General features: G+C 68.4%; 24 protein-coding genes. 13 read left to right on the top strand and 11 right to left on the bottom strand.

Annotation, left to right across the window (positions count from 1 at the left end; genetic code table 11):
* Window positions 1–6: 6 nt before the first annotated feature.
* The 5 genes from D7Y11_RS01185 to D7Y11_RS01165 all read right to left on the bottom strand — a co-directional run bounded on the left by D7Y11_RS01185 (window position 7) and on the right by D7Y11_RS01165 (window position 4,307).
* On the bottom strand, window positions 7–1,671 hold the full coding sequence (locus D7Y11_RS01185; protein ID WP_126932813.1) for a hypothetical protein: 1,665 nt from the start codon (window positions 1,669–1,671) through the stop codon (window positions 7–9).
* Complete coding sequence (locus tag D7Y11_RS01180; protein ID WP_120576870.1) at window positions 1,668–2,501, bottom strand: ABC transporter ATP-binding protein; 834 nt, start codon at window positions 2,499–2,501, stop codon at window positions 1,668–1,670. The genes D7Y11_RS01185 and D7Y11_RS01180 overlap by 4 nt, the downstream gene beginning before the upstream one ends.
* 85 nt (window positions 2,502–2,586) lie before the next feature.
* Window positions 2,587–2,967, bottom strand: a complete 381-nt coding sequence (locus tag D7Y11_RS01175) for a response regulator (protein WP_014394116.1) — start codon at window positions 2,965–2,967, stop codon at window positions 2,587–2,589.
* A gap of 102 nt (window positions 2,968–3,069) precedes the next feature.
* On the bottom strand, window positions 3,070–4,062 hold the full coding sequence (locus D7Y11_RS01170; protein ID WP_120576851.1) for an amidohydrolase family protein: 993 nt from the start codon (window positions 4,060–4,062) through the stop codon (window positions 3,070–3,072).
* Window positions 4,059–4,307 (bottom strand): hypothetical protein, encoded by a 249-nt coding sequence (locus D7Y11_RS01165; protein ID WP_120576850.1) that lies wholly within the window; start codon window positions 4,305–4,307, stop codon window positions 4,059–4,061. The genes D7Y11_RS01170 and D7Y11_RS01165 overlap by 4 nt, the downstream gene beginning before the upstream one ends.
* Window positions 4,308–4,630: 323 nt before the next feature.
* Between D7Y11_RS01165 and D7Y11_RS01160 the strand changes: the two genes are divergently transcribed.
* Window positions 4,631–4,906, top strand: coding sequence for a hypothetical protein (locus D7Y11_RS01160; RefSeq protein WP_120561800.1), 276 nt, complete (start codon window positions 4,631–4,633; stop codon window positions 4,904–4,906).
* 147 nt (window positions 4,907–5,053) lie between these two features.
* Here the strand turns inward: D7Y11_RS01160 and D7Y11_RS01155 are convergent, their stop codons facing one another.
* Both D7Y11_RS01155 and ggt read right to left on the bottom strand, forming a co-directional pair.
* Entirely contained in the window at window positions 5,054–5,836 is a 783-nt protein-coding gene (locus D7Y11_RS01155) for a TatD family hydrolase (RefSeq protein WP_120599847.1), read from the bottom strand.
* 21 nt (window positions 5,837–5,857) lie between these two features.
* A complete protein-coding gene (gene ggt / locus D7Y11_RS01150; RefSeq protein WP_126932812.1) occupies window positions 5,858–7,621 on the bottom strand; it encodes a gamma-glutamyltransferase in 1,764 nt (587 codons plus the stop codon).
* 388 nt (window positions 7,622–8,009) lie between these two features.
* Here ggt and glmU point away from each other — a divergent pair, with 388 nt between their 5' ends.
* A complete protein-coding gene (gene glmU, locus D7Y11_RS01140; RefSeq protein WP_126932811.1) occupies window positions 8,010–9,410 on the top strand; it encodes a bifunctional UDP-N-acetylglucosamine diphosphorylase/glucosamine-1-phosphate N-acetyltransferase GlmU in 1,401 nt (466 codons plus the stop codon).
* A gap of 113 nt (window positions 9,411–9,523) precedes the next feature.
* Complete coding sequence (glmS, locus tag D7Y11_RS01135; protein ID WP_121753722.1) at window positions 9,524–11,359, top strand: glutamine--fructose-6-phosphate transaminase (isomerizing); 1,836 nt, start codon at window positions 9,524–9,526, stop codon at window positions 11,357–11,359.
* Window positions 11,360–11,435: 76 nt separating this feature from the next.
* On the opposite strand, the gene D7Y11_RS01130 is transcribed toward glmS, so the two are convergent.
* The 4 genes from D7Y11_RS01130 to D7Y11_RS01115 are packed head-to-tail and all read right to left on the bottom strand — an operon-like array spanning window position 11,436 to window position 13,271.
* Window positions 11,436–11,702: a hypothetical protein gene (locus tag D7Y11_RS01130; RefSeq protein ID WP_126932810.1), complete on the bottom strand. Its 267-nt coding sequence runs from the start codon at window positions 11,700–11,702 to the stop codon at window positions 11,436–11,438.
* Window positions 11,699–12,193, bottom strand: a complete 495-nt coding sequence (locus tag D7Y11_RS01125; RefSeq protein ID WP_120576844.1) for a DUF3106 domain-containing protein — start codon at window positions 12,191–12,193, stop codon at window positions 11,699–11,701. The genes D7Y11_RS01130 and D7Y11_RS01125 overlap by 4 nt, the downstream gene beginning before the upstream one ends.
* A complete protein-coding gene (locus D7Y11_RS01120; protein WP_120576843.1) occupies window positions 12,193–12,672 on the bottom strand; it encodes an anti-sigma factor in 480 nt (159 codons plus the stop codon). The genes D7Y11_RS01125 and D7Y11_RS01120 overlap by 1 nt, the downstream gene beginning before the upstream one ends.
* Window positions 12,669–13,271 (bottom strand): RNA polymerase sigma factor, encoded by a 603-nt coding sequence (locus D7Y11_RS01115; protein WP_121753720.1) that lies wholly within the window; start codon window positions 13,269–13,271, stop codon window positions 12,669–12,671. The genes D7Y11_RS01120 and D7Y11_RS01115 overlap by 4 nt, the downstream gene beginning before the upstream one ends.
* A 90-nt stretch (window positions 13,272–13,361) precedes the next feature.
* Here D7Y11_RS01115 and D7Y11_RS01110 point away from each other — a divergent pair, with 90 nt between their 5' ends.
* The 10 genes from D7Y11_RS01110 to D7Y11_RS01065 all read left to right on the top strand — a co-directional run bounded on the left by D7Y11_RS01110 (window position 13,362) and on the right by D7Y11_RS01065 (window position 24,677).
* On the top strand, window positions 13,362–14,120 hold the full coding sequence (locus tag D7Y11_RS01110; protein ID WP_126932809.1) for a hypothetical protein: 759 nt from the start codon (window positions 13,362–13,364) through the stop codon (window positions 14,118–14,120).
* Window positions 14,121–14,232: 112 nt separating this feature from the next.
* Window positions 14,233–15,318 carry a recombinase RecA gene (recA, locus tag D7Y11_RS01105; protein ID WP_120600023.1) on the top strand — a complete coding sequence of 362 codons (1,086 nt, stop codon included), beginning with the start codon at window positions 14,233–14,235 and terminating at the stop codon, window positions 15,316–15,318.
* Between the two features lie 170 nt (window positions 15,319–15,488).
* Window positions 15,489–17,711, top strand: coding sequence for an alkaline phosphatase (locus D7Y11_RS01100; protein WP_126932808.1), 2,223 nt, complete (start codon window positions 15,489–15,491; stop codon window positions 17,709–17,711).
* Between the two features lie 155 nt (window positions 17,712–17,866).
* Window positions 17,867–19,924 (top strand): right-handed parallel beta-helix repeat-containing protein, encoded by a 2,058-nt coding sequence (locus D7Y11_RS01095; RefSeq protein WP_126932807.1) that lies wholly within the window; start codon window positions 17,867–17,869, stop codon window positions 19,922–19,924.
* A 53-nt stretch (window positions 19,925–19,977) separates the two neighbouring features.
* A complete protein-coding gene (locus tag D7Y11_RS01090; protein WP_126932806.1) occupies window positions 19,978–22,284 on the top strand; it encodes a Tex family protein in 2,307 nt (768 codons plus the stop codon).
* A gap of 193 nt (window positions 22,285–22,477) precedes the next feature.
* Window positions 22,478–22,837 carry an Imm10 family immunity protein gene (locus tag D7Y11_RS01085; protein ID WP_120579368.1) on the top strand — a complete coding sequence of 120 codons (360 nt, stop codon included), beginning with the start codon at window positions 22,478–22,480 and terminating at the stop codon, window positions 22,835–22,837.
* Between the two features lie 244 nt (window positions 22,838–23,081).
* Entirely contained in the window at window positions 23,082–23,516 is a 435-nt protein-coding gene (locus D7Y11_RS01080) for a hypothetical protein (protein WP_121755704.1), read from the top strand.
* Window positions 23,517–23,521: 5 nt separating this feature from the next.
* Complete coding sequence (locus tag D7Y11_RS01075; protein ID WP_120579370.1) at window positions 23,522–23,818, top strand: hypothetical protein; 297 nt, start codon at window positions 23,522–23,524, stop codon at window positions 23,816–23,818.
* Window positions 23,819–23,919: 101 nt separating this feature from the next.
* Complete coding sequence (locus D7Y11_RS45315; RefSeq protein WP_126932805.1) at window positions 23,920–24,138, top strand: YrhB domain-containing protein; 219 nt, start codon at window positions 23,920–23,922, stop codon at window positions 24,136–24,138.
* 239 nt (window positions 24,139–24,377) lie between these two features.
* Window positions 24,378–24,677 carry a hypothetical protein gene (locus D7Y11_RS01065; RefSeq protein ID WP_126932804.1) on the top strand — a complete coding sequence of 100 codons (300 nt, stop codon included), beginning with the start codon at window positions 24,378–24,380 and terminating at the stop codon, window positions 24,675–24,677.
* Window positions 24,678–24,931 lie beyond the last annotated feature (254 nt).

Raw genomic sequence — 24,931 nt, 5'->3', positions numbered from 1 at the left:
GCGCGGTCATTCGCGCGTCACAGCCCGGAGGACGATTTCCCGGCGTTGATCCAACAGCCGCATCGCCCAGGGCCGCGTCACCCGGTACACGCCGAAGTGGAGCACGGCGAACCCGAGGATGAAGGCCACGGACTGCCAGCCCGGCCCGTCCTTCCCCGCGGCCCGCAGCGCATGGCCAAAGGGCATGCAGCCCACGCTGGCCGCGAAGATGCCCAGCATGGACGCGGTGAGGGGAATCCGGTCGCGCCGCTTGAGGCTCGCGTGGAACTTCACCGGGAAGTACAGCGACAGGAAGTTGCCTGCGGCCAGCAGCATGGGCACCACCGCCGCCACCGCGGCCATGGCGCACAGGAAGTCCACGAGCGTGCCCGAGCCGAAGTACACCCGGTAGAAGGCGCCCACCAGCACCGCCATCCCCAGCGCCGCCACGCCCTGCACCCGGTTCTTCGCGCGCAGCACGTCCGCCAGGTTCATGGGCGCCGCCAGGAACACCGCGAAGCCGTGCCCGTCGTACGCGAAGGTGTTCTGCGAGAACGTGGAGGCGATGATCACCGCGCCGTAGATGCTCAGGCCGCCCATCACCCACGCGTCCGCGCTGCCGCCCAGCAGGTACACGAAGAGATCCCTGCCGGAGAGCAGCTTCAGCAGGATGGCCAGGATGAAGGGCACCGCCGCCAGCAACCGGGCGCGCGGGTTGTGCCACAGGTCCAGCACCTCGCGGCGCAGGAGCGTGTCGAAGCGCGAGCCCGTGGTGGCGAACGGGTCGCTGTCCTTCCCATCCCCCCGGTCGCCGCCGGAGCGGCCTCCCGCCTGCCGGTGGAAGCGCATCAAGAGCGCGTACGCCACGACCATGCCCATGGCGGTGAAGAACAGGAGCCCGAAGGCCTCCAGCATGGCGATGCCCACGCGGCCGTGCGCCAGCTGTCCCAGCCCGTCGCCGAAGAAGCCCGGGGGCACCTGGCTGAGCGCCACCGCCGCGTTGATGATGAGGCTCATGTCCAGCGCGCCCACGCCCGTCTCACCCATGCTGGTGAGCCACGACGTGTCGATGGGCGGGATGAACGACGCGGCGACGAGGAACGCCACCATGCCGCCACCCATGATGCGCGCGCTGTGCTTCGCCCTCAGCACGTTGATGACCGTGTAGAGGCCCACCCGGCTCCACGCCGCGCAGAAGAGCGCGAACAGCACGTAGAGCACCGCCGCCAGCCACGGCGAGGCCAGCCGGTGCCGCGACGCATAGCCCACCGCCGCGCCGGTGAGGGGCGCGTAGAACACCAGCGCGCGCGGCTCGAAGAGGCTCGCCACCGTGGAGCCCATCAAGAGCCGGAACGGCGAGATGGGGAACGCGGCGTAGCGCGACAGCTCGGAGTGGTCATCCACGCCCGCGGACAACAGCGGCCACGTCACCCACGTGGCGGCGGTGACGAAGCACAGCAGGTTGAGGATGAAGTACGGCCACACGTTGCTGTGCACGATGAGCGGCATCCTCATCAGCTTGAAGAAGCTCAGGCCCAGCAGCACGCCCGGCGCGCTGGAGCCCACGAACGCGGCCACCGCGAGCAGGCGGCTCTTGCCCGGACCCTGGTTGAGGCCCAGGTGCAGGCGCAGGCCCCAGAGCAGCAGCAGGTGCTGGAAGAAGCCGGGGACCTTCGGACGCGGGCTGCTCACGCGGTCTCCCGGCGCAGCGGCACCACGTTCGCCGCGGGCTCGCCGTAGAACGACAGCTTCGCGTTGCGCGCGGCGGGCACGGCGATCAGCTTCTCGAACACCGCCTCCAGCGTGGACACGCCGTGGCGCTGGCGAAGCTGCTCCACCGGGCCCTGATCCAACATGCGCCCGCCCCGGATGACGCCCGCGTGCGTGGCCAACCGCTCGGCGATCTCCAGCACGTGCGTGGTGAGCAGCAGCGTCACGCCCCGGCGGGACAGCTCGCGCAAGAGCTCCCGGATGACGCCCGCGGCGAGCACGTCGATGCCCTCGAAGGGCTCATCCAGCAGCACCAGTTCCGGCGCGTGGATGAGCGCCGCGGCGATGGCGAGCCTGCGGCGCATGCCCTTGGAGTACTCCGCCACCAGCGCGCCCGCCTTGTACGTGAGCTCCGTCAGCTCCAACAGCTCCACCGCGCGCGACGCGGCCTCCGCGCCATCCAGTCCGTACATGCGCGCGCAGAAGGTGAGGTACTGACGGCCGGTGAGACGCTCGAAGAGGCTCAGCTCCTCCGGCACCACGCCCACGCGCTGCTTCACGTCCAGGGGCCTGGCCACGGCGTCCACGCCGAGCATGCGGATGGTGCCCTTGTCAGGCCCGTACACGCCGGTGAGCAACGCGATGGAGGTGGACTTGCCGGCGCCGTTGGGGCCGAGGAACGCGTAGAAGGCGCCCTTCGGAATCTGAAGCTCCAGGCCGTCCAGCGCGGTGAAGGTGCCGAAGCGCTTGACGAGGCCGCGGGCATCGATGGCCAGCTCGGAGCCGGCCGGTTCTGAAGGGGGGGGCGTCATGAAGGACGCCATCACACCATGCACCCAGGGGCTGCCCACAATCCTCGGGTTGACGGATGGTGCGGCCCGCCGGGCGCTTCCCGACTCAGTGCACCATGGCCACCTCCGGCGGCCCGACGATCTGCTGCACGGTGGTGCGCACCTTGTCCAGGTCCACCGGCTTGGAGATGTAGCCAGCGGCGCCCACCAGCTCCGCCTCCCACTCGAAGCCGTAGCCGGAGATGATGATGATGGGCAGGTTGCGCGCCCGCGGCATCTTCTTGAGCGCGTCCAGCAGGCCCCAGCCGCTCATGACGGGCATGCGCAGGTCCAGGAGCACGGCGCCCGGGATGTCGTCCTCCAGAAGGTCCAGCGCTTCTCGGCCGTTCTTGGCCTCGATGGTGGCATAGCCCATCTCCTGGAGGGCATCGCAGATGAGCGTGCGGTGACTCGCGTCGTCGTCGACGACCAGGATGAAGTTCGACATGGGCTTGAGCCTCTGGAGTGGCGGCGTCTGCTTGGGGACCGCGATTCTATGGGGACGAAGATGGGAATGCCCTCCTCATTGCGGAAGGGCCTTCGTTTCTTTTCAACATTCCCCGTAGAGCGACAGCGTGTTTCCTCCCAGCACGCCCGCGAGCGCGGCCTCGTCCAGCCCCAACCCGGCGAGCGCCCGCAGCTCCCGGTCCCACGCATAGGGGATGTTGGGGAAGTCCGTCCCATAGAGGATGCGCTCGGGCCGGACCTCCAGCGCCTTCCGGGGGAGGGGCACGGGGAAGTAGCCGCCTACCGCCATGGTCGTGTCCAGCCAGAGCGTGTCATGGCGCTCCAGCAGGCGCGCGTACGCGTCGAACTCGTCCGCTCCCAGGTGCGGCACGCACAGCTTGAGCGTGGGATGATCCTTCAGCACGCGCTCCACCCGCTCCGCGGCGCAGAGCTGGTGCGGATCCACCGGATACTGGGCGCTGGAGGGCTCCCGCCCCGAGTGCATCACGAGCGGCTTGCCCGCCCGGGCGCACGCTTCGTAGAGCTCGTTCAGCTGGGGCGCGTCCGGAGAGAAGGCCTGCACGTGGCAGTGCAGCTTCACGCCCTTCAGCCCCAGGGTGAACGCTTCCTCCAGGATGCCGACGGCGCCGGGCTCGCCCGGGTACACGGTGCCAAGGCCGATGACGCGGGGCTCGGCCTTCGCCACCTCCGCCACGAAGGCGTTGAGCGCGCGCGCCATGCCCGGCTTGTGGGCGTAGTGCAGGGCGACCACGCGCTCGACGCCCCGGGACAGCAGGAAGGACAGCACGTGGGGCGTGTGCAGCTTGTAGCGGATGGGCCAGCCGTAGCGGTCGAACCAGCGCCACACCGCCTCGAAGACGCGGTCGGGGAACAGGTGCACGTGCGCGTCCACGACGGGCGGCAGGCCGGGGTCCACGCGGGGCCCTTCCTCGTCCGCCAGCGCGGGCATGGGCATCTGGATGCCCTGTTCCCTCCAGGTCGCGGCCGGCGAGGACGCCAGGCACGGCACCGGCGCGTCGTCGTCCTCGTGTTCGCTGGGGTCGTGCTCTTCAGGAGGCTCGCGGTGAGCCGTCATCCGCCCGTGCCCGGCCCGGAGGACTTCTTCGCGTCGTCGTCCTCGTCCTTGTCCAGGCGCCGCAGGTAGCTGTTGTGCGCGTAGCCCTGGCGTTCCAGCCGCTGCGCCTCGATGGCGTCCGCGACCTTCGAACACACCTGTCCGAGCATGCGCAGGGACTCGGCGATCAACCGCTCCGCGTGATCCTGCGCATTGGCGGACGGAATGATGGGGCGGTCGCGACGGAACGGCAGGGGCAACTTCATCCTGTGGAATCTAAGGGATGCCCCCGCGCGGTGCCACGCGTCAGTCCCGCCCCGTCCCCTGGCCGCCCCTCCCGGGCTGGCGGGTTCACGGAGTGTTGACAGCGCGACGCGGCATCGCCCCCCGGACCGGGTTAACCGCGTTGACAGTGTCCCAGTTTACATTTTGCGCCGGCCCGGTCCCCGGAGCACCCCTGTGTACCCCCTTGAGCGTTGGCAACCCGCTGGAATCACGAAGGGTTTACGAATTTTCAAGCAGGGGGATGACAGCGCCGGGATTCGCCTCTACATTGCGTCCGTCGGATTTCACTCAAGAGGTGCTGCGCATGGCTTACGACGGCGAGCTTGTGAAGATGCAGAACGGTCGCTGGGCGCGTTTCCAGCGGTGCCAGGTGTACCGGCCGGGCGTGACGGACGCTGGCGAGACCATGCTCCTGATCGCGGTGGAGCTGGAGGAGCGCTATCAGCAGCTGCTCGACGAGGCGGCGGATTCCCTCGCGGAGTACCGCTCCCAGGGCGTGCCCGTGCAGGTGCGGCTGGCGCCGGACGCGCAGGGGCTCACCCTGCACCCGGAGGCTCAGGCCTCCGTCTCGGTGAACTAGGACCCTCCTCGGGGTTCCAGGCTGTAAACCCACGGGCTCCGCGCTTCACTGCGCGGGGCCCGTCTCATTTACAGCGCTGACAGGTCTGGGCCGCCGTCCACTTTTCAACGCACCGCATGCCACCCGCACGGTGCGCGAATGCCGCGCTCAGTCGTGGATCTGGAAGAAGCGGGCGGCGTTGTCCCGGGTGACCCGTCGAACGAGCCGCTCGGACAGCTTCGCCTTGCCCAGCAGGTTCGCCGTGCGCGCGAGCCCCAGGATGTCCCCCGCGCCGTCGCCCGCGTCCGAGTCCAGCACCAGGCGCTCGCTGCCCAGCCGCCGCACCAGGGCCACCGCCCTGTCCGCCTGGAGGGCCTCCGGGTGCAGGGTGAGGCCGGCCCAGTGGCCCACCTCCAGGATGGTCCGCACGGTGCGCGCGTTGGCGTGGTCCACCAGCGCGCGCGAGGGCAGCAGGCCTGACTGGCGCAGGAGCGTGAGGATGCGCCGCGTGTGGCGCTCCTTGTCCTTGAGCGGCGTGTGCACCACCACGCGCAGCTTGAGCTGACGGGCCAGGGCCAACTGCTCCAGGAAGGCCTCTTCCTCCTCCTCGCCGCCCGCGTGCAGCCCCGTCTCGCCCAGGGCCACCACCCGGCCGCCCTCGAAGTAGTCCGGCAGGTGGCTCAGCACTTCCGACAGCCCCCGGCGCGGGATGCAGCGCGGGTGCACGCCCAGGGCGGCCCAGGCGCGGATGCCCAGCCGCTCCAGGCGCGGCAGCTGCTTCTCCACCAGCTGGTCGAAGTGCTGACGCAGCCCCTTGGCCGTGGGCTCCGGGAAGTGGTGCGCCACCACCAGGGCCTGTTCCACGCCGAAGAAGCGCATGGACTCCAGGTCCTGGTCCGTCAGGGCCTCCGGGTGGAGGTGCGCATCGAAGAGCGGAAGCGGCTCGGCCACGGGCAGTCGTTCTCCTTCGTTTCAGTCCTGGCCCGTCGCGGCGCCCTCGTTGCGCGGGTCACTGGAGGAATAGCGCAGGTTGGTGCGCGGGTCGCTGTAGACGGCCTCCGCGTCGCCCCAGGCGTCCACCCGGCGAATCTTGTGGCCCTTCGCCTCCAGCGCGGACAGCGTCGCCGGCTCCAGGCCCCACTTGTCCACCCAGAGCTCGTCCGGGAGGTACTGGTGGTGCAGCCGGCCCATGCCCACCGCGCGCGCCACGTCCATGCCCTGGTCCACCACGTTGCTGATGGCCTGGATGACGGTGGTGGGGATGGTGGAGCCGCCGGGGCTGCCCACCGCCAGCATCACCCGCTTGGGGGCTTCCTTGGAGAACACCAGCGTGGGCGACATGGAGGACAGGGGCACCTTGCCGGCCTGGATGGCGTTGGGCTCACCGGTGACGAGCCCATACGCGTTGGGCACGCCCGGCTGCGCGGCGAAGTCGTCCATCTCGTCATTGAGGAGCACGCCGGTGCCCTTGGCCACCAGGCACGAGCCGAAGCTGTAGTTGACCGTGGTCGTCATCGCCACCGCGTTGCCGTCCTTGTCGATGACGGAGATGTGCGTGGTGTTCTTCTTCTCCGGCTCCGGCGTGAGCGGCCCCGCGTCCTTGCGCAGCGTGGAGACAGGCCCGCCCGTCACGGGCGCCAGCAGCGACGCGCTGGGCGTGGCCTTCTTCGGGTCGATGCCGCCCGCCAGGTCCGCGATGTGGCCGGGCGACGTCAGCCGCTCCAGCGGCACCTGCACGAAGGCCGGATCGCCCAGGTACTTCGCGCGGTCCACGTACGCGCGCCGCACGGCCTCCACGTAGAGGTGCAGCGACTCCGGGTCGCGGTACGGCACGCCCTGCGGCCGCAGCTGCTGGAGCATGCCCAGCACCTGCACCACCGCCAGCCCGCCCGCGCTGGGCGGCGGCATGGTGAGGATGCGGTGCCCGCGGTAGGTGGTCTCCAGCGGTGTGGCCGGGCGCGTGCGGTAGTTCGTCAGGTCCTCCTGCGTGAGCAGCCCGCCCGCGTCCTGCACCGTCTTCACCAGCGCCTGCGCCACCGGGCCCGCGTAGAAGGCCTTCGCGCCGCCCTTGGCCACCCGCTCCAGCGTGCGCGCCAGGTCCGGCTGTTTGATGAGGTGCCCCACCGGAGGCACGTCCGGCGTGCCCTGCGCGTTGGGCGTCAGGAAGATGCGCGCGGCCTCCGGGTCCTGGCGCAGACACTCCGCGCGGCCGGTGGCCATCTGCTGGTACTTGGGTGTCACCCAGAAGCCCTGCTTCGCCAGCCGGATGGCCGGGGCCAGCACCACCGCGGGCTTGAGCTTGCCGTGCTTGGACAACAGCTCCAGGTAGCCCGCCACCGCGCCCGGCACCGCCACGCTCAGCGCGCCGTCCGTGGACAGGCCCGGAACCAGCACGCCGTCCTTCAGGTACATGTCGCGCGAGGCGCCCTTGGGAGCCACCTCCCGGAAGTCCAGCACCTGGGTGCCGCCCGACTTCGCGTCGTGCACCAGCGCGAACCCGCCGCCGCCCACGCCGGAGTGGTAGGGGCCCACCACCGCCGCCACGAACGCCGCCGCCACCGCCGCGTCCACCGCGTTGCCGCCCTTGTCCAGCATCTGGAGCGCGGCTTCGCTCGCGGGCGGATACGCCGTGGCCACCGCACCTCCCCGGTAGGGACGTGCCGCACCCGCCTGCGCCGCCACCAGCAACACTGCGAGTCCCAGCGCGCGGAACGACTTCCGTCCCGCGGCGCCCATGTGTGTTTTCCCCACCTGGAGGCCTTTCCTTGTGATTTCCGGCCGTTCCCTAATGCACCACGCGCCGCGCCAGGGCCAGGGTTTCAGCCAGACAACATTTTTTTCCTTGGATTGTGAGCGGAGGCGGGGCAGTCTCCGGTCATGCGCAGCAACGGGCGGTGCTCATGAGTCTTCCGAACCCCGTGGAAAACCCGGCGTCGGTTCCGACTCCGGCCTCCACTTCGGCGCGGCTGACGACGTTCCTGAAGCCGCGCTTCGGCATCACGGTCCAATGCAACACGTTGTGTGTAGCAGTCAGCGCCCGCCCCTCCCCGGACGTCCCGCGATCCGCTTTGAAGTCCGGGCGCGGTTGACGAGTTGATCGGCGGTCCCTAATTCTCCGCCGCATATGACAGCTCTGGCGGCGGTTGTGCTGTGCGCGGGCAAGGGCACGCGGATGAAGTCGGAGAAGGCCAAGGTCCTTCACCCCATCCTCGGCCGGCCCCTTTGCGCCTATCCCTTGAAGCGGGCCCTGGAACTGGGCGCCACGCACGTGGTGCCGGTGGTGGGCCACCAGGCAGCGGAGGTGGAGAAGTCCATCCGCTCCCACTTCCCGGACGCGCCCCTGCGCTTCGCGCTCCAGAAGGAGCAGAAGGGCACCGCGGACGCGGTGAAGGCGGCCCAGGACGCGCTGAAGGGCCACGACGGCCGCGTGCTCATCCTCTACGGAGACGTGCCGCTGCTCCGGAAGGAGACGCTCCAGTCGCTGCTCGCCGCGCACGACGCCGCGGGCGGAGTGCTGGCGCTGGTGTCCACCACGCTGGAAGACCCCACCGGCTACGGCCGCGTCATCCGCGAAGGCGGCAAGGTGGCGCGCATCGTGGAGCACAAGGACTGCACCCCGGAGCAGCGCGCGGTGAAGGAGTGCAACGCGGGCATCTACTCCGTGGACGCGGCCTTCCTCTGGAAGGCGCTGGCCGAAATCAAGCCCGTCAACGCGCAGGGCGAGTACTACCTCACCGACCTGGTGGAGATGGCCGCGAAGCTGGGCCCCGTGGGCGCGGTGGACGCGGACGCCACGGAGACCGCGGGCGTGAACGACAAGGTGGAGCTGGCGGCGCGCGCCCGCGTCCTCCAGCAGCGCATCAACGAAGCCCACATGCGCGCGGGCGTGTCCATCCAGGACCCCGCCACCGCGTACATCGAAGAGGGCATCACCATTGGCACCGACACGGAAGTAGGCCCCAGCGTTTCGCTGATGGCCGGCACCGTCATCGGGAAGAGCGTCACCATCGGCCAGGGCAGCGTGCTCACGGCCTCCCACGTGGCGGATGGCACCCACATCAAGCCCTACTCCGTGCTGGAGGAGGCGCGTGTGGGCGAGCGTTGCATCATCGGCCCGTTCTCCCGGCTGCGCCCCGCCACGGAGTTGGCAGAGGAAGTGCATCTGGGGAACTTCGTGGAGACGAAGAAGACCCGCATCGGCAAGGGCACCAAGGCCAACCACCTGACTTACCTGGGCGACGCGAACATTGGCGCGGGCTGCAACATCGGCGCGGGCACCATCACCTGTAACTATGACGGGGTGAACAAGCACCTGACCGAGCTGGGCGATGGCGTCTTCATCGGCTCGGACAGTCAACTGGTGGCGCCGGTGAAGGTGGGGGACGGCGGGTATGTCGGCGCGGGCTCCACGGTGACGAAAAATGTGCCTCCTGGGAGCCTCGCTGTGTCCCGCGCGCCACAGGTCGTGAAGGAGGGGTGGGTGGCTGCCAAGAAGGCCCGGCAGGTGAAGGTGAAGGCTGGTTAGGAAGAGTGCTCGCCTGCTGGTCGGTCGGCGGGGCGGGGTTGGGCGTGTTGGGCGTGAACGGGTTGCCCGTGGTTTGCTCCGGCGCCGCGGGACGAGAAAGAGGCAGGACGAACATGTGCGGGATTGTTGGCTACGTCGGTGACAAGGAATCTGCTCCCATCCTGGTGTCGGGTCTGAAGAAGCTCGAGTACCGGGGCTACGACTCCGCGGGCGTCGCGGTGGTGGGCGGCAACCAACTCAATGTGGTGCGCGCCACGGGCAAGCTGCGCAACCTGGAGAACCGCGTGGTGCAGGACCTGCCCAAGGGCACCACCGGCATTGGCCACACGCGCTGGGCCACGCACGGCCGCCCCTCCGACGAGAACGCCCACCCGCACACGTACAAGAACGTGGCGGTGGTGCACAACGGCATCATCGAGAACCACCTGGCGCTCAAGGCGGAGCTGCGCTCTCGCGGCCACGTCTTCGCGTCGGAGACGGACTCGGAAGTGTTCGCGCACCTCATCTCCGCGGAGGTGGAGCGCGGCGTGGACCTGCCGGACGCCGTCCGCGCGGCCATCAAGCAGGTGAAGGGCACCTACGGCCTGGTGGTGGTGTGCTCCAACGACCCGGGCCGCATCGTGTGCACGAAGGACGCGTCGCCCATGGTGCTGGGCCTGGGCGAGGGCCAGAACTTCGTGGCCAGCGACGTGCCCGCGCTGCTCGAGCACACGCGTGACTTCGTCTACATGGAGGAGGGCGACCTGGCGGTCATCACCGCGGCGAAGGTCGACATCTTCAACCGCGACGGGAAGCTGGTGAACCGCCCCACGCGCCGCATCGACTGGACGCCGATGATGGCGGAGAAGGGCGGCTACAAGCACTTCATGCACAAGGAGATCTGGGAGCAGCCCCGCGCCATCGCGGACACGCTGCGCGGCCGGATGCTCCTCACGGAAGGCGACGTCCACTTCGACACGTGGAACCTGTCCCAGGAGCAGGTGAAGTCCTTCACCAAGGTCACCATCCTGGCCTGCGGCACGTCCTGGCACTCGGGCGTGGCCGGCAAGCACATGATTGAATCGCTGGCGCGGCTGCCGGTGGAGGTGGAGCTGGCCAGCGAGTTCCGCTACCGCGACCCCATCGTGGAGAAGAGCCACCTGGTCATCGCCATCAGCCAGTCGGGTGAGACGGCGGACACGCTGGGGGCCTTCAAGGAGGCCAAGCGGCTGGGCGCCCACACGCTGGCCGTCTGCAACGTCATTGGCAGCGCGATGACGCGCGAGTCGGACCTGCACATCCTCACCAACGCGGGCCCGGAGATTGGCGTCGCGTCCACCAAGGCGTTCACCACCCAGCTCGTCACCCTGTACCTGCTGGCGGTGAAGCTGGGCCGCATGCGCGGCACGCTGTCGGTGGAGGGCGCGCAGGAGCACCTGACGCACCTGGCCCAGGTGCCGAAGATGATTGAAGAGGTCCTCAAGTGCGAGCCGCAGGTGAAGCGCGTCGCGCGCGAGTTCATGAACGCGCAGGACTTCCTCTTCCTGGGACGCGGCCCCATGCACCCGGTGGCGCTGGAGGGCGCGCTCAAGCTGAAGGAGATTTCGTACATCCACGCGGAGGGCTACGCGGGCGGTGAGATGAAGCACGGCCCCATCGCGCTCATCGACGAGAAGATGCCCGTCGTGGTCATCGCGCCGAAGCAGCCGCACGTCGCGTACGAGAAGATCATCGGCAACATCGAGGAGGTCCGCGCGCGCGGCGGCAAGGTCATCGCCATCCTCGACGAGGACGACACGCAGGCGGACACCCTGGCTGACCACGTCATCCGCATCCCCGCCGCCTGCGCGCTGCTCGCGCCGGTGGTGGCCACCATCCCGCTCCAGCTGCTCGCGTACCACGTGGCGGAGATGCGCGGGAACGACGTGGACCAGCCGCGCAACCTGGCCAAGAGCGTGACCGTCGAGTAGCGCTGCACGGCTTCCACGCCTGAATGCGAAAGAGCCCGGACTCCCTTCACAGGGGGCCCGGGCTTCTTCGTTCCCGCTACTTCTCGTCCGCCAGCTCCAGGAGCACCTCCAGGTCCGCGGCGGCGTCCAGCGACTCCAGCAGCTCCAGGTTCTCCACCACCTCGCGATCCTCGTCGGTGAGCTGGGGCTGGGGCCGGCGCGTGTCCGACGGCGGAGGCGGGGCCTCGGGGTGCACGGCCTTCGCGGGCGCGGGAACCTCATCGGACGGCGGGGACTGCTGGGCGGACGCGGGCACGCCAGCCGCGAGCGCGAACAGCAGCAACCAACAGGGCGCGGGCCTCACTTGTTGCGCCGCCTTTCGCGCAGCCGCTCGCGTGCCTCCTGTCGCTGCTCCTGGGACATCTGCCGCCAGCGGCGCATGTTCTCCAGCATCTGCTCGCGGCGCTCCGGGTGTTCCTTGAGATAGGCGCGCACCCGTTCGCGCAGCTCCCCTCGGCGCTCCGGGGTGAGGCCGCGCAGCTCGCGCACCTGCTCACGCACCGCCTGCCGCTCCTGGGGCGACAGGCGCTGGAAGTCGCGCAGGTTGGTCTTCAGCCGCTCACGCTCCTCCGGGGGCAGCTGCCGCCAGCGCTGGAGGTTCGCGCGCACGCGGGCCTGCTCCTCCGGGGACATGGCCTTGAACTCGCGCAGCTTCGCGCGCAGGGCTTCCTTCTGCTCCGGCGGGAGCTTCTCGAAGCGCTCCGCGGCGGTGGGCGCGGGGGCGTTGGCCGCGAGGGCGGGCACTCCGATGATCAGCGCCACGGCCAGCACGCCGGCGGTCATCCTTCCCAGCATCACGGCACCCCCAGTTCATGGAGGTTCTCGACGACCTCCAGGTCTTCGGAGCTGTTGAGCCCCAGCACTTCGTAGTCCTCGACCAGCTCCAGGTTCGCCGCCACCTCCAGCGCGCCCGGGTCCCACTCCTCCAGCGAGGGCGACTCCACGCGCGTGCGTCCGGCCACGAGCAGCGTCAGCACCACCGCGGCGGCCAGTCCCGCCGAGGGCACGAGCACGCCGGGCCTCAAGAGGTGCGCGAACCGCTCGCGCCAGGTGGGCGGCAGCGCGTCCACCCGCGCCAGCAGCTCGCGCCGGGCGGAGGGGGAGGGCGTGAAGGCGGGCAGCGCCGCCATCCGCGCCACCGTGAGGCGCAGGAGCTTCTCCGTGCCCTGGCACTCCGCGCAGGTGACCAGATGGGCCTCCACGCGCGCGCGGTGCGGGGGCGGCAACTCCCCGTCCACCCAGGCCGTCAGGTCTTCTTCGAACGCACAGCTCATGCCCGACTCCTCGCGGGCACGGTGCCCGCCTGCAACGCTTCAATCCTGCGCGCCACCGCCAGGGTGGCCCGGTGGATGAGGCTCTTCACGGCGGCCTCGCTCGCCTCCAGCGCCTCGGCGATGTCCCGGTACGCCATGCCCTCGAAGCGGCACATGGTGAACGCGGCCCGCTCGCGGTCGCTCAAATCCTTCAAGGCCAGGCCCACCGCCGCCTCCAGCTCCCGGCCGCTCAGCGCCTGGTCTGGCCTGTCTCCTTCGGGCCCTGGCATCCGCATCGCCCCCACGTCTTCCTCCGCCGGGGCCTCCGCCGTGAGGCGCGCCACGCGGTACTCGCCGCGCCGCATCTCGTTGAGGCAGTGGTTCGTCGCCACCCGGAAGAGGAAGGTCTTGAACTTCGCCGTGGGCTTGTAGGAGCGCGCGTGGCGGTAGAGCTTCACGAAGATGTCCTGCGTGAGCTCCTCCGCCCGCGCCGCGTCCCCCACGAAGCGGAACGCGAAGCGCGCCACGCTCGCGTGGTGCCGGTCGAAGAGCCAGGCGAAGGCCTGCTTATCGCCCGCCGCCACCTTCAGCATCGCCTGCGTGTCCGGGTCCCAATCCATCCGTGAGGTCAGAAACCCCGTTGCCCGCTGGAAGTTGCGGGCTTGCCCACTTTGAACCCCAAGCCGCGCCCCGGTTACAGTTTCGCCACCGTGTCCGATGCTTTCCGCCCACGTTCGCGCACACCATCTCCCCACCTGGGAGAGGAGGCGGAGCCCCCGTCGGACCTGGCGGCCTGGGAGCCTCCGGCGCAGGGCGGCACGCCCACCCCGCCCACGGACTCGCCGCTGCCCATGTACCTGCTGGCGCAGCAGGCCCGGCGGGCGCAAGGGGACGAACAGAAGCGCCTGTCCTGGAACCTCAACCAGCTCCTGGAGGAGCTGGGGGCGCAGGGCGGGGGCCGGACGGAGGCGGACGCCTTCCACCGGCTGCTGGAGGGGGGCAACCTGGACGGGCTGGTGGACTCGGACGGGCGCTCCTGCCGCGCCACGGCGGTGGAGTCCCTGCTGGCCCTGGGCTTCCCCTACGCGCTGGAGGTGCGTCCGGAGGACCTGGAGCACCTCACGAACGCCCCCGTCCCGGGCACGCGGCTGACGCCTCCCAGAGGGGGGCCCTTCCCGGCCCTGGCGGTGGGGCTGGGGGCGCTGGCGCTCCAGGTGGTGCTGGGGCTGACGGGCGTCATCGTGCCTGGCGGGCTGCTCATCCTGCAGGGGCTTTTGACCCTGCTGACCCTGACCGTGCTGACGGTTGCCTCCGTGGGCTCTCCCCTGTATCGCGGAGCCCTGGCGCTGCTGACGGTGGTGTCCGGGATGGGGTTGGGGATGGTGCTGGTGCCAGAGGTTCCGGCGGGTTGGGCGGCCGGATTGGGCGGGCTGGTGGCCGCCTTCCTGGCTGCCCTGCGCAAGAGCTGACCGCCAGGACCCAAAACGGATGTCAGAGGGGTGGACTAGGGTCTACCCATCGCGTACTAAAAGCGCGTTCAGGTGGACCGGGGTGGTCCACTCTTCCAAGGAGCGACGAGAAATGGCCGTGAATCAGGAGAAGGAAAAGGCGATCGAGCTGGCGCTGGCGGCGGTGGAGCGTCAGTTCGGCAAGGGTTCCATCATGCGGCTCGGCAACGACGAGCCCATGATGAAGGACGTCCAGGCCATTTCGACGGGGTCCACTTCGCTCGACATCGCCCTGGGCGTGGGCGGCGTGCCGCGCGGGCGCATCATCGAAATCTTCGGGCCGGAGTCCTCCGGCAAGACGACGCTGTGCCTCCACATCGTCGCGGAAGCGCAGAAGAAGGGCGGCGTGTGCGGCTACATCGACGCCGAGCACGCGATGGACGTGGGCTACGCGCGCAAGCTGGGCGTGCGCACCGACGACCTGCTCCTGTCCCAGCCGGACACCGGTGAGCAGGGCCTCGAAATCGCGGAGATGCTCGTGCGCTCCGGCGCCATCGACGTGCTGGTGGTGGACTCGGTGGCCGCGCTCGTGCCGAAGGCGGAACTGGAAGGCGAGATGGGCGACGCGCACATGGGCGTGCAGGCGCGCCTCATGAGCCAGGCGCTGCGCAAGCTCACGGGCACCATCTCCAAGAGCCAGACGTGCGTCATCTTCATCAACCAGATCCGCATGAAGATTGGCGTGATGTTCGGCAACCCTGAGACCACGACGGGCGGCAACGCGCTGAAGTTCTACGCGTCGCAGCGCATGGACATCCGCCGCGTGGGCGCCATCAAGAACGGCGAGAACGTGGTGGGCAGCCGCACCCGCGTGAAGGTCGTGAAGAACAAGGTGGCGCCTCCGTTCAAGGAGGTGGAGTTCGACATCATGTACGGCGCGGGCATCTCGAAGGAGGGCGACCTCATCGACCTGGCCTCCAACGACAACATCATCGAGAAGAGCGGCAGCTGGTTCTCCTTCAAGGGAGAGCGCATCGGCCAGGGCCGGGAGAACGCGAAGGAGTACCTGCGCGAGCACCCGGACACCTACAAGGAGGTCGAGGCCCTGGTGCTGGAGAAGTACGGCATCGGCAAGCCCGCGGGTGCGACGCCCGCCGCGGACGCCCCCAGCGAGCCGCCGGAAGGTGAGAAGCGCCCGCGCGTGAAGGCCGTGAAGTAATCGCGAAGCGTTTCGCGGAAATGGTCCGCCGCGCACCTCCGGGGGGAGCGGCGCGGTGGGTGAAGTAGAAAAGGGGCCGGTCTCCAGTGATGGGGCCGGCCCCTTTTTCTTCACCGTGAGAGGGATTGCGGGGTTGTGACGCGCACGGTCATCACCGGCCTGTCGCCGGGATGTTTCGTGTGGAGGGAGGAGGGCCTCTAGACTTCGGGGTCCGGGAGCCCCTTCACCCCTGCTTCCCGCTGGAGTCCATCGCCTTGTTCAACCCCTTCAAACGCCGCACGTTCCTGCAAGCCGTGGTTGCTGTCGCGGCGACGACGACCTTTGGATGCTCCGACGACGACTCGACGGAGACTTCGGATGGCTCGCCCTACTTCCCGCAGTCGTTGGCGTCGGGGGATCCGCGTCCGGACAGCGTGGTGTTGTGGGTGCGCGTGGAGGACAAGGACCGCGCCGGTTCTGACCTGCCGCTGCGGCTGGAGGTCTCTCCGTCGGAGGACTTCAAGACGCTGGTGCTGGACAAGACGGACCTGTCGGCTCTGGCGGAGCATGACCACGCGGTGAAGGTGAAGGTCACCGGGTTGTCCGCGCGCACGACGTACTACTACCGCTTCTCCTACGAGAAGGACGGCCAGAAGCACACCACGCGCACCGCGCGCACGCGCACCGCGCCGGCGGCGGGGGATGACGTGCCGGTGAAGTTCGTCTTCGCCAGCTGCCAGGACTTCATTGGCCGCTACTACAACGCCTGGCAGCGGCTGCTGCAGCTGGACGCGGACCTGGACTTCATCGTGTTCCTGGGCGACTACGTCTACGAGACGACGGGCGACACGTCCTTCCAGTCTGGCGACGGCGGCCGGAGCATCCGCTTCAGCGAGCCGGATGGGGCGCTGCCGCAGGGCGCGGGCCTCACCTCGTACCTGGCGGCGAACTCGCTCTCCAACTACCGCGACCTCTACAAGACGACCCGCACGGACAAGCAGCTGCAGGCGGTGCACGAGCGCTACCCGTTCATCATCGTCTGGGACGACCACGAGTTCTCCGACGACTGCTGGCAGGACGTGGCCACGTACGAGGACGGCAAGCGGGACGAGACGCAGCTGGACCGCAAGCTCAACGCGGAGCAGGCCTTCCTGGAGTACATCCCGCTGGACACGGTGCAGTCCGCCGCGGGCGCCATCGACGTGGGCAGCGAGCCGCGCTTCCCCAACTCACGCATCTACCGTGACTTCGAGTACGGCAAGCACCTGAAGCTGCTGGTGACGGACTACCGCAGCTACCGGCCGGACCACCTCATCCCGGAGGACGGCTACCCGGGCACCGTGGCGCTGGACGCGACGCTGCTGGGCGCGGCGCTCCAGGGCCAGCCGGACGTGGTGAAGGCGACGTTCCAGGCGGACACGTTCGCGTACGTGAACATCGACGACGCGGCGTACGCGAACCAGAAGCAGGTGCTCCAGGCGGTGTACCTGAGCCAGGCGAAGGCGGCGGGCCTGACGGACGCGGAGGCCGCGCAGAAGGCCGGCAAGTGGGTGGCCGGTCCGGTGGCGCTCTACTACGTGAACCAGGTGCTGGCGGCGGTGAACAAGGCGCTGGTGATTCCGCCCGCGGACAAGCCCCGGGGCCTGGCGTACGCGCACATGGGCAAGGCGGCGCTCTTCAACATCCAGGGCTCGCGCTACGTGGTGGTGAAGGACACGTTCGACCTGTTCGCGGCGGTGAAGTACCAGCTGTCCCAGGGCAAGAGCGAGGACGTGTTCGGCCCGGACCAGGAGGCGTGGTTCCAGCAGACCATGACCACGGCGACGAACACCTGGAAGATGGTGGTGAGCTCCACGTCGCTGTCGGCGCTCATCTGGGACTTCCGGCAGCAGGCGGACATCACGGACCCGACGCTGCGCCAGCGCTTCTACTTCAGCGTGGACCAGTGGGACGGCTTCCCCACGAAGAAGAAGGTGATGCTCAACACGCTGAAGGCCGCGGGCGTGACGAACACGCTGTTCATCTCCGGGGACATCCACGCGTCGTTCGCATCGGTGGAGGAGGGCGTGCCCGTGCTGACGGCGCCGGGCATCACCTCCGGCTCCATCAAGAGCCTGGCCAGCCTGGCGCTGATTGGCGCGGGCTACGCCACGGGCGCGCCGGTGTACCAGCACGCCGTCGTGGAGATGGAGAAGACGCTGATGGCGTCCAACTCGGGCCTGCGCTTCGCGGACGCGGATTCGCACGGCTTCGTGCTGGTGGAGGTGAAGGCGGATGAGACGCTCGCCACCTTCCACCTCATCCCCGCGGCGGAGGTGGCCAAGGACTACTCCAAGCGCTCGGACAGCGAGCTGGAGGCGAAGTTCACCTCGCGCACCTTCCGCGTGAAGAACAGCGACATCCAGCCGGCCTGAGCGGGACGGCCATGAGGTGAAGCGAAGGGCCGCGTGGGAACTCCCGCGCGGCCCTTTTTCATGTCTCAAGGGCTTTATGGTTTTTCTGCTTTGTGCTGTTTTCAGTGGATGGGGCTTCCATCGCGGGAGTCCGGGACACCGGGAAGGAGCACACCGTGGGCTCACGCAAGGGATGGCAGGGACTGCTGGGAGCGGGGCTGATCGCGGCCGTGGGAGTGGCGGAGGCGGCGCCCTGGCGCAGCGTGCTGTACCCGTCGACGTGGACGCCCGGGTACTCGCAGCCGGGCAACCCGTCGCGGTTCCTGCACGACTTCTCCTACGCGGGCTACCAGATGCGGCAGGCGGAGCCGCCGGTGCGCACGGACCGGGTGCTGGACGTGACGCAGGCGCCGTACTTCGCGGACAACACGGGGGCGTCGGACGTGACGGCGGTGTTGCAGCAGGCGCTCGATGACGCGGGGGCGGTGGCGGGCGGTGGGGTGGTGTACCTGCCTCGGGGCACGTACCGGGTGGCGCCGCCCGCGGGCAAGCCGTACGCGCTGCTCATCCGATACAGCAACGTGGTGCTGCGCGGGCAGGGCGCGACGTCCACGTTCCTCTACAACTTCGCCACGGACATGCGCAGCAAGCGCGTGGTGCAGGTGGGCCCGCGCGACACGACGGTGTCCTGGACGTCCGCTTCGACGGCGGCGACGGCGCTGACGCAGGACGCGCCCAACCAGGCGACGCGCGTCCAGGTGGCGAGCGTGTCCGGCTACACCGTGGGCACGTGGGTGGTGGTGCGGGCGGACCTGACGGCGACGCGGAGCGCGGAGCTGAACATGGGCACGGAGTGGACGTCGCTGCCCGGGCCCTCCTTCTACCGGCAGGTGGTGGCGGTGGACGCGGCCACGCGGATGCTGACGCTGGACATCCCGCTGCGCCAGGGGCTGCTGATGCGCGACGCGGCGCGGGTGTACCGCGTGCCCGCGCACCTGTCGGAGGTGGGCGTGGAGCACCTGGCCATCGGCATGCGGGAGAACCCCACGCCGGGCCTGGCCGAGGAGGACTACACGGTGCAGGGCACCGGTGCGTACCAGGTGCACGAGTCCACGGCGCTCTTGATGAACCACGTGGTGGACGGCTGGGTGCGCGGCGTTGGTTCCTACCGGCCGCCGTCCAACACGCAGGACGTGCACGTGCTGTCCAACGGCATCGACCTGAACCAAGCGCGCAACGTCACGGTGGAGGGGTGTGAAATCAACAAGCCCCAGTACAAGGGCGGTGGCGGAAACGGGTACCTGTATTCCATCCGGAGCAGCGACAGCCTGGTGAAGGACAGCGTGTCGTACGGCGGGCGGCACAACTTCGACTTCCGCTCCATGCACACCACCGGCAACGTGCTCTTCAACAACCGGGTGTCCAACGGCGAGAAGGTGTCCGACTTCCACATGCACCTGAGCGCGGCGAACCTGGTGGACAACACCACGCTGTACCAGGAGCGCTTCGAGGCGGCGGACCGCTCGCCCTACGGCACCACGAGCCATGGAGTCACCACGACGGAGAGCGTGTTCTGGAACACCAACGGGGCGAAGCCGCCGTCGTACGGGGGCACGAGCGTGGTGCGCTCGCAGCAGTACGGGCAGGGGTATGTGATTGGGATGCGCGGCAGCGCGACAGGCGTGGACGTGTCGGTGACGACGAAGACGGCCCCGGCGGACCTCGCGGAGGTGGCGCAGTCCGGGAATGAGTTGGTGCCGCAGTCGCTCTACGTGGACCAGGTGCAGAAGCGGCTGGGACGCGCGGTGGAGCACGACGCGAGGGTGCTGGTGTACCAGGCGGAGAACCTGAAGCCGACGAGCACCCCGGACCCGTCGTCCACCGGCGTGGAGGCGGGGCCGGAGCTGGGCGGGGTGCGCTACCACAACACGAGCGCGGTGGGCGCGAAGGTGACGTACACGCTCTATCCGCGCACGGTGGGCACGTTCGCGGTGCGGGTGCGGACCAAGCGCAACAATGGGCGGGGGCAGTACCGGCTGGACGTGAACGGGGTGGCGGTGGGCGGAACGCGGGACGAGTACTCCGCCACCACGCAGTTCGTGGAGGTGGAGCTGGGGACGGTGACGTTCACGGACCTGGAGCCCCAGGCGTTCACGTTCACGACTGTTGGGAAGAACGCGGCGAGTACGGGCTACAACGTGGCGTTGGACGTCATCCGTCTGGTGCGGCAGTAGGCGAGCGGCGCGTCTCTGGGAGGCGCGGGCGGACCGGGGTATAGACGGGCGCCATGCACGTCTATGCCGCCGCGTTGGCCCAGGAGCTGGGCATCAAGCCGGAGCAGGTGGACCGGACCCTCGCACTGCACGAAGAGGGAGGCACGGTCCCCTTCATCGCGCGCTACCGCAAGGAGGCCACGGGAGGGCTGGATGAGGTTCAAATCCAGTCCATCCTGGACAAGGCCACGGAGCGCGCGGAGCTGGACGGGCGGCGCGACACCATCCTGCGCAGCATCGAGGAGCAGGGGAAGCTGACGCCGGAGCTGAAGAAGGCGCTCCAGGCGGCGCGCACGCGCGCGGAGCTGGAGGACCTGTACCTGCCGTACAAGCCCAAGCGCCGCACGCGCGCGGCCATCGCCCGGGAGAAGGGGCTGGAGCCGCTGGCGGACCTGGTGTGGAAGCAGGAGGGCCAGCGCGGGGAGAACCTGGACGCGCGCGTGAAGCCGTACGTGAGCGCGGACAAGGGCGTGGCGGACGTGGCGCAGGCGCTGGCGGGCGCGCGGGACATCTGCGCGGAGCGGGTGGCTGAGGACGCGAAGCTGCGCCGCGAGGCCCGCGACATCTGCGCGCGGCGGGGCTCGCTGCGCTCGGACGTGGTGCCCGCGAAGAAGGGCGAGACGACCAAGTTCGAGAACTACTACGGCCACGAGGAGCCGCTGTCCCAGGCCCCGTCCCACCGCGTGCTGGCGCTCTTGCGCGGCGAGGAGGAGGGCGTGCTGAAGGTGAAGCTGGGCCTGCCGGACGACGAGGTGAAGGGGCTCTTCACCGGGCGCGTGGTGACCCGGCCGCAGTCGCTGTTCGCGGGCGAGCTGCGCGCGGCGGTGGAGGACAGCTGGGATCGGCTGATGGGGCCTTCGCTGGAGTCGGAGCTGCGCGCGGAGTTGAAGGAGCGCGCGGACAAGGGCGCCATCGGGGTGTTTGGAGAGAACCTGCGGCACCTGTTGCTGACGGCGCCGGCCGGGGCTCGGGCGGTGCTGGCGTTGGACCCGGGGCTTCGCACGGGCATCAAGCTGGTGATGCTGGACGTGACGGGGTCGGTGGCGGAGACGACGACGCTCTATTCGGAGCGGAGCGCGGACGAGCGGGCGCGCGCGGCGAAGTTGCTGGAGGCGGTGGTTCGCAAGCACAAGCCGGAGCTGATCGCCGTGGGCAACGGCACGGGCAGCCGGGAGGCGGAGGTCTTCACGCGCGACACGCTGAAGGCGATGGGCGTGCAGGTCCCCGTGGTGTCGGTGAGCGAGCAGGGGGCATCCATCTACTCCGCGTCGGAGGTGGCGCGGGAGGAGTTCCCGGAGATGGACGTGTCGCTGCGCGGGGCGGTGTCCATCGGGCGGCGCTTGCAGGACCCGTTGGCGGAGCTGGTGAAGATCGACCCGAAGAGCATCGGGGTGGGGCAGTACCAGCACGACGTGGACCAGGGCCTGCTGAAGAAGAAGCTGGGCGAGGTGGTGGACTCGTGCGTGAACGCGGTGGGCGTGGACGTGAACACGGCGTCACCGCAGCTCTTGGAGCACGTGTCCGGAGTGGGGCCGTCGCTGGCGAAGAAGCTGGTGGCGCACCGGGCGGCGAAGGGGCGCTTCACCACTCGGCGGGAGCTCTTGAAGGTGAGCGGCCTGGGGCCGAAGACGTTCGAACAGGCTGCGGGCTTCCTGCGGGTGCGAGGACCGGAGCCGCTGGATTCGAGCGCGGTGCACCCGGAGCGCTACACGGTCGTGGAGCGCATGGCGAAGGACCTGGGCGTGGACGTGGCGTCGCTGGTAGGGAACGCGGCGCTGGTGCGTCAGATTGAGGCGAAGCGCTACCTGGGGCCGGAGCTGGGCGAGCTGACGCTGAAGGACATCCTGGCGGAGCTGGAGAAGCCGAGCAGGGACCCTCGAGGAGACTTCACGGCACACGCGACGCGGGATGACCTGCGCACGCTGGAGGACGTGAAGGAGGGGATGGTGTTGCAGGGCGTGGTGACGAACGTGACTGCGTTTGGCGCGTTCGTGGACGTGGGCGTGCATCAGGACGGACTGGTTCACGTGTCGCAGCTGGCGGCGCGCTTCATCAAGGATCCGTCGGAGGTGGCCAAGGTGGGCGACCGGCTGACGGTGAAGGTCCTGACCGTGGACCTGGCGCGCAAGCGTCTGGCCTTGTCCGTGCGGGCGGTGCTGGAAGGTGGGGCGCCGCAGCCGTCAGGGCGGCCGGCACAGGCGAAGCCCGCGACCAGTGCACCGGCGCAGCAGCAGCGGCCCGCGCAGAAGCCCGCGACGCAGGCTCCGCCGCAGAAGAAGCCGGAGCCGTTCAACAATCCGTTCTCGAAGTTGAAGCACTGAGCGTGGGCGTCATTCCGCCGGGTCTCAATGCGTCTCCAATGCTTGGACCCGGTGCGTCTCCGAGACGGTGAGCGTCATGAGCGACAAGAACGAGAATGAAGATGTAGAGCGCGGCTTCCATGCGCCAATCCGCGGCATCACGGCGGAACGCATCCCGCTCCAGTGAAGATTTGGGCCGCAGGAGGACGGTGATATGCGGAAATTTCATGCAGCTGCGGTTGGTGCCGACGAGATGCAGGACATCAACACGTATGCAGTTGTTCTCGCGGAACGGCACGACGGCGCTGGCATGCGCCTTGAGATCCAGAAATCCCTCTCGTTCGACGATCAGGATAGAGTAGGTGGGATGGATACCTACTGTCTGTGTACGGAGAGTGGGGCTTGTCACTATGGTGGCGTGACAAGGTGGATGGTCGGTGAAAGCTCAATCGAAGTCTTGCTCGACGCTCGGGCATCGAGTGCGCTTGGAGTCGACGGTGGATTCCAGGTGGAGGTTTCAGGGCAGTACCTGCCGATTCTCCGGGAGGCCCTTCAGCGGCTGCTGGGGACTTGAATTGGTCGGAGTCGAGATGGCGGGTGTGGTTGCGTGCTCAATGTGCAGACACCCTGCAATACCAAGGGCAGCTGCGCGACGAGTCTGTCCGGCACCTCGTCAAGGATGTTCGAGCCTTCGAAGTCGAGTTCCCTGGCTTGTTTCCTCGGGGGCTGCTGGATGGGACTAGCAGATAGATGCGAGTGTCAGACAGAGGAGCGTCACTCAGATGTCTCATTTTCAAGACCTGACCCCTTGTGGCTATATGCGCCAATGGGAGCAGTCGTCGCTCGCGGTGGGCTGGCTTGAAAAGGGGCACGCCTATCCCCAGGGCACCGTGGACGAGAAGTTCTTCAAGGCGCTGCTCCGCCTGTGTGGGAATCCGTGGCAGCCTCCGGTGGCGTTCGCGGGCATCCACGTGTGCTCGCTTTGCCAGTTCGTGGGGAGGCTCGCGGGCACGTCCTACTTTGGTGCGGGGGACGCCGCCGGGAATGCGAACGTCTTCATCCCCGGGGAGACGAAGGTCTTCATCGCTCCGACGATGATCGTCCACTACATCGACGCGCACGGGTACGTGCCGCCCATGGAGTTCCAGGAGGCGGTCCTCAAATGCCCTGAGATGCGCTCCATGCCCTACTTCAAGGCCCTCAGGGCCCTGGGGTTCTCACTCCGCGTGACCGAGCCGCTCAATCCACTGTGAGCGTCATGAGCAACATCGTCCTGGAGTTCCCTCCTGGCTTCGAGGACTCCGATTGGGAGGTCGAGGCCAAAGGCTGGCTCCCCGGCGTCGTCGCGGTGATTCAGGGGCGTCGGTACACGCTCACCGTGTACGACCCTACTCGCTTGACCCAGGATGTTGATGAGGCGCTGATGGGCGGCAGGGTGTTTCTTGAGCGGAATCTCGTGGTCGTCGCTTCCGTCACGCGGGAGCGCATTGCGTCTGGCATCCAGGAAATCGTTCAGACTGGCCGGGTCGGCGACCTTCGGCCCGACTCGGGGTAGATGGATGGGCGCGGCGAAAGCAGGTGGAAGATGAATCGAAATGAAGCACGTGAGCTGGTGGATGCCTACGTACGTAGGGTGAGTGCTCAAGCTGGGGGGAGTTGATTCTTCTCGATGAGCGCACGATCGAGCGTGAGTTCGGATGGGTTTTCTTCTATGCCTCGAAGCGGCATGTGGAAACTGGGGACCCGGCCTTTGCGGTAGGCGGGAATGCACCCTTGATTGTAGACAGGGTGACCGGCGAGTTCCATGTAACTGGCACGGCCTATCCTGTTGAGCATTACATCGCAGAGTATGAAGCACGCTCGAGAACACCTTAGGAATGGCGTGTTTCATGGGGCTGAATTCCCTGGAGAGAACGTTTCGTTCGTGGACTGAACGGCTCGCATCCGGCAACCCGCTGCGAATCGAAAACATCCGGCTGGTGGGAGTCGAACGCCTGACGCTCTCCCCACGCGATTTGGACGGCCGGAGTGGAGGTTCGCAGCAGTACGTTGAGAACCTCGTTGAGCGCTGGCTCTTCGAACGCTGCTCATGGAATGACCTCGGGGTATGAGTCATGAGCGAGAAGAATGAGAACGAAGCTGAACGGGCCCTCCGCCTTGCTGCGTCCCCTGGCCGGGAATGGCGATTGTTGGCGCATCGTCCATCCGGTGACGTATCCGTGAAGAACGAAGGGGTGTTTGACGAACTGGTTGTCGACCACTGGCTCCACATCGAGCAACTCGGCGAACGCGAGTGGTGGATGCGGATCGGGGACGCCCGGATCCTGGTGGCGGTGCAAAGCAGTGGCGATGTTCGGGTCGATGTAGAGCGCGGCTTCCATGCGCCAATCTACGGAATCACGACGGATGAGTGAGAAGGACCAATGGGTTCGCGACCTGGCCGGAGTTCTTCACGGGCTTTTGAAGGGGCCAGACGTCCCTACTGGGGATGTCGAGTGGTTGCGTCTCCGGTGTGAAGACACACTGGCTTACCGAGGGCACCTGCGCGACGCGTCTGTCCGGGAACTCGTCAAGGATGTTCGACGCTTCGAAGCGAGGTCCCCTGGCTTGCTTCCTCGGGGGCTATTGGATGGCCCTGGCAGCTAGATACGAGTGGCTGAGCGCGGAC

It is taken from the genome of Corallococcus sp. AB018, from assembly GCF_003986945.1.
Taxonomy (GTDB): domain Bacteria; phylum Myxococcota; class Myxococcia; order Myxococcales; family Myxococcaceae; genus Corallococcus; species Corallococcus exiguus.
The sequence above is the reverse complement of the archived record's forward strand: the minus strand, read 5'-3'. Positions and strand labels throughout refer to the sequence as shown.

Bases quoted from the DNA above. Each gene is read 5' to 3' on its own strand.
- D7Y11_RS01115 (WP_121753720.1), bottom strand. From the start codon at position 13,271: ATGGATTGGGACCCGGACACGCAGGCGATGCTGAAGGTGGCGGCGGGC.
- D7Y11_RS01175 (WP_014394116.1), bottom strand. From the start codon at position 2,967: ATGTCGAACTTCATCCTGGTCGTCGACGACGACGCGAGTCACCGCACG.
- D7Y11_RS01080 (WP_121755704.1), top strand. From the start codon at position 23,082: ATGCGCCAATGGGAGCAGTCGTCGCTCGCGGTGGGCTGGCTTGAAAAG.
- D7Y11_RS01100 (WP_126932808.1), top strand. From the start codon at position 15,489: ATGTTTCGTGTGGAGGGAGGAGGGCCTCTAGACTTCGGGGTCCGGGAG.
- D7Y11_RS01170 (WP_120576851.1), bottom strand. From the start codon at position 4,062: ATGACGGCTCACCGCGAGCCTCCTGAAGAGCACGACCCCAGCGAACAC.
- D7Y11_RS01120 (WP_120576843.1), bottom strand. From the start codon at position 12,672: ATGAGCTGTGCGTTCGAAGAAGACCTGACGGCCTGGGTGGACGGGGAG.
- D7Y11_RS01075 (WP_120579370.1), top strand. From the start codon at position 23,522: ATGAGCAACATCGTCCTGGAGTTCCCTCCTGGCTTCGAGGACTCCGAT.
- glmU (WP_126932811.1), top strand. From the start codon at position 8,010: ATGACAGCTCTGGCGGCGGTTGTGCTGTGCGCGGGCAAGGGCACGCGG.
- D7Y11_RS01065 (WP_126932804.1), top strand. From the start codon at position 24,378: ATGAGCGAGAAGAATGAGAACGAAGCTGAACGGGCCCTCCGCCTTGCT.
- D7Y11_RS01090 (WP_126932806.1), top strand. From the start codon at position 19,978: ATGCACGTCTATGCCGCCGCGTTGGCCCAGGAGCTGGGCATCAAGCCG.
- glmS (WP_121753722.1), top strand. From the start codon at position 9,524: ATGTGCGGGATTGTTGGCTACGTCGGTGACAAGGAATCTGCTCCCATC.
- recA (WP_120600023.1), top strand. From the start codon at position 14,233: ATGGCCGTGAATCAGGAGAAGGAAAAGGCGATCGAGCTGGCGCTGGCG.
- D7Y11_RS01125 (WP_120576844.1), bottom strand. From the start codon at position 12,193: ATGCTGGGAAGGATGACCGCCGGCGTGCTGGCCGTGGCGCTGATCATC.
- D7Y11_RS01085 (WP_120579368.1), top strand. From the start codon at position 22,478: ATGCGGAAATTTCATGCAGCTGCGGTTGGTGCCGACGAGATGCAGGAC.
- ggt (WP_126932812.1), bottom strand. From the start codon at position 7,621: ATGGGCGCCGCGGGACGGAAGTCGTTCCGCGCGCTGGGACTCGCAGTG.
- D7Y11_RS01160 (WP_120561800.1), top strand. From the start codon at position 4,631: ATGGCTTACGACGGCGAGCTTGTGAAGATGCAGAACGGTCGCTGGGCG.
- D7Y11_RS01180 (WP_120576870.1), bottom strand. From the start codon at position 2,501: ATGACGCCCCCCCCTTCAGAACCGGCCGGCTCCGAGCTGGCCATCGAT.
- D7Y11_RS01165 (WP_120576850.1), bottom strand. From the start codon at position 4,307: ATGAAGTTGCCCCTGCCGTTCCGTCGCGACCGCCCCATCATTCCGTCC.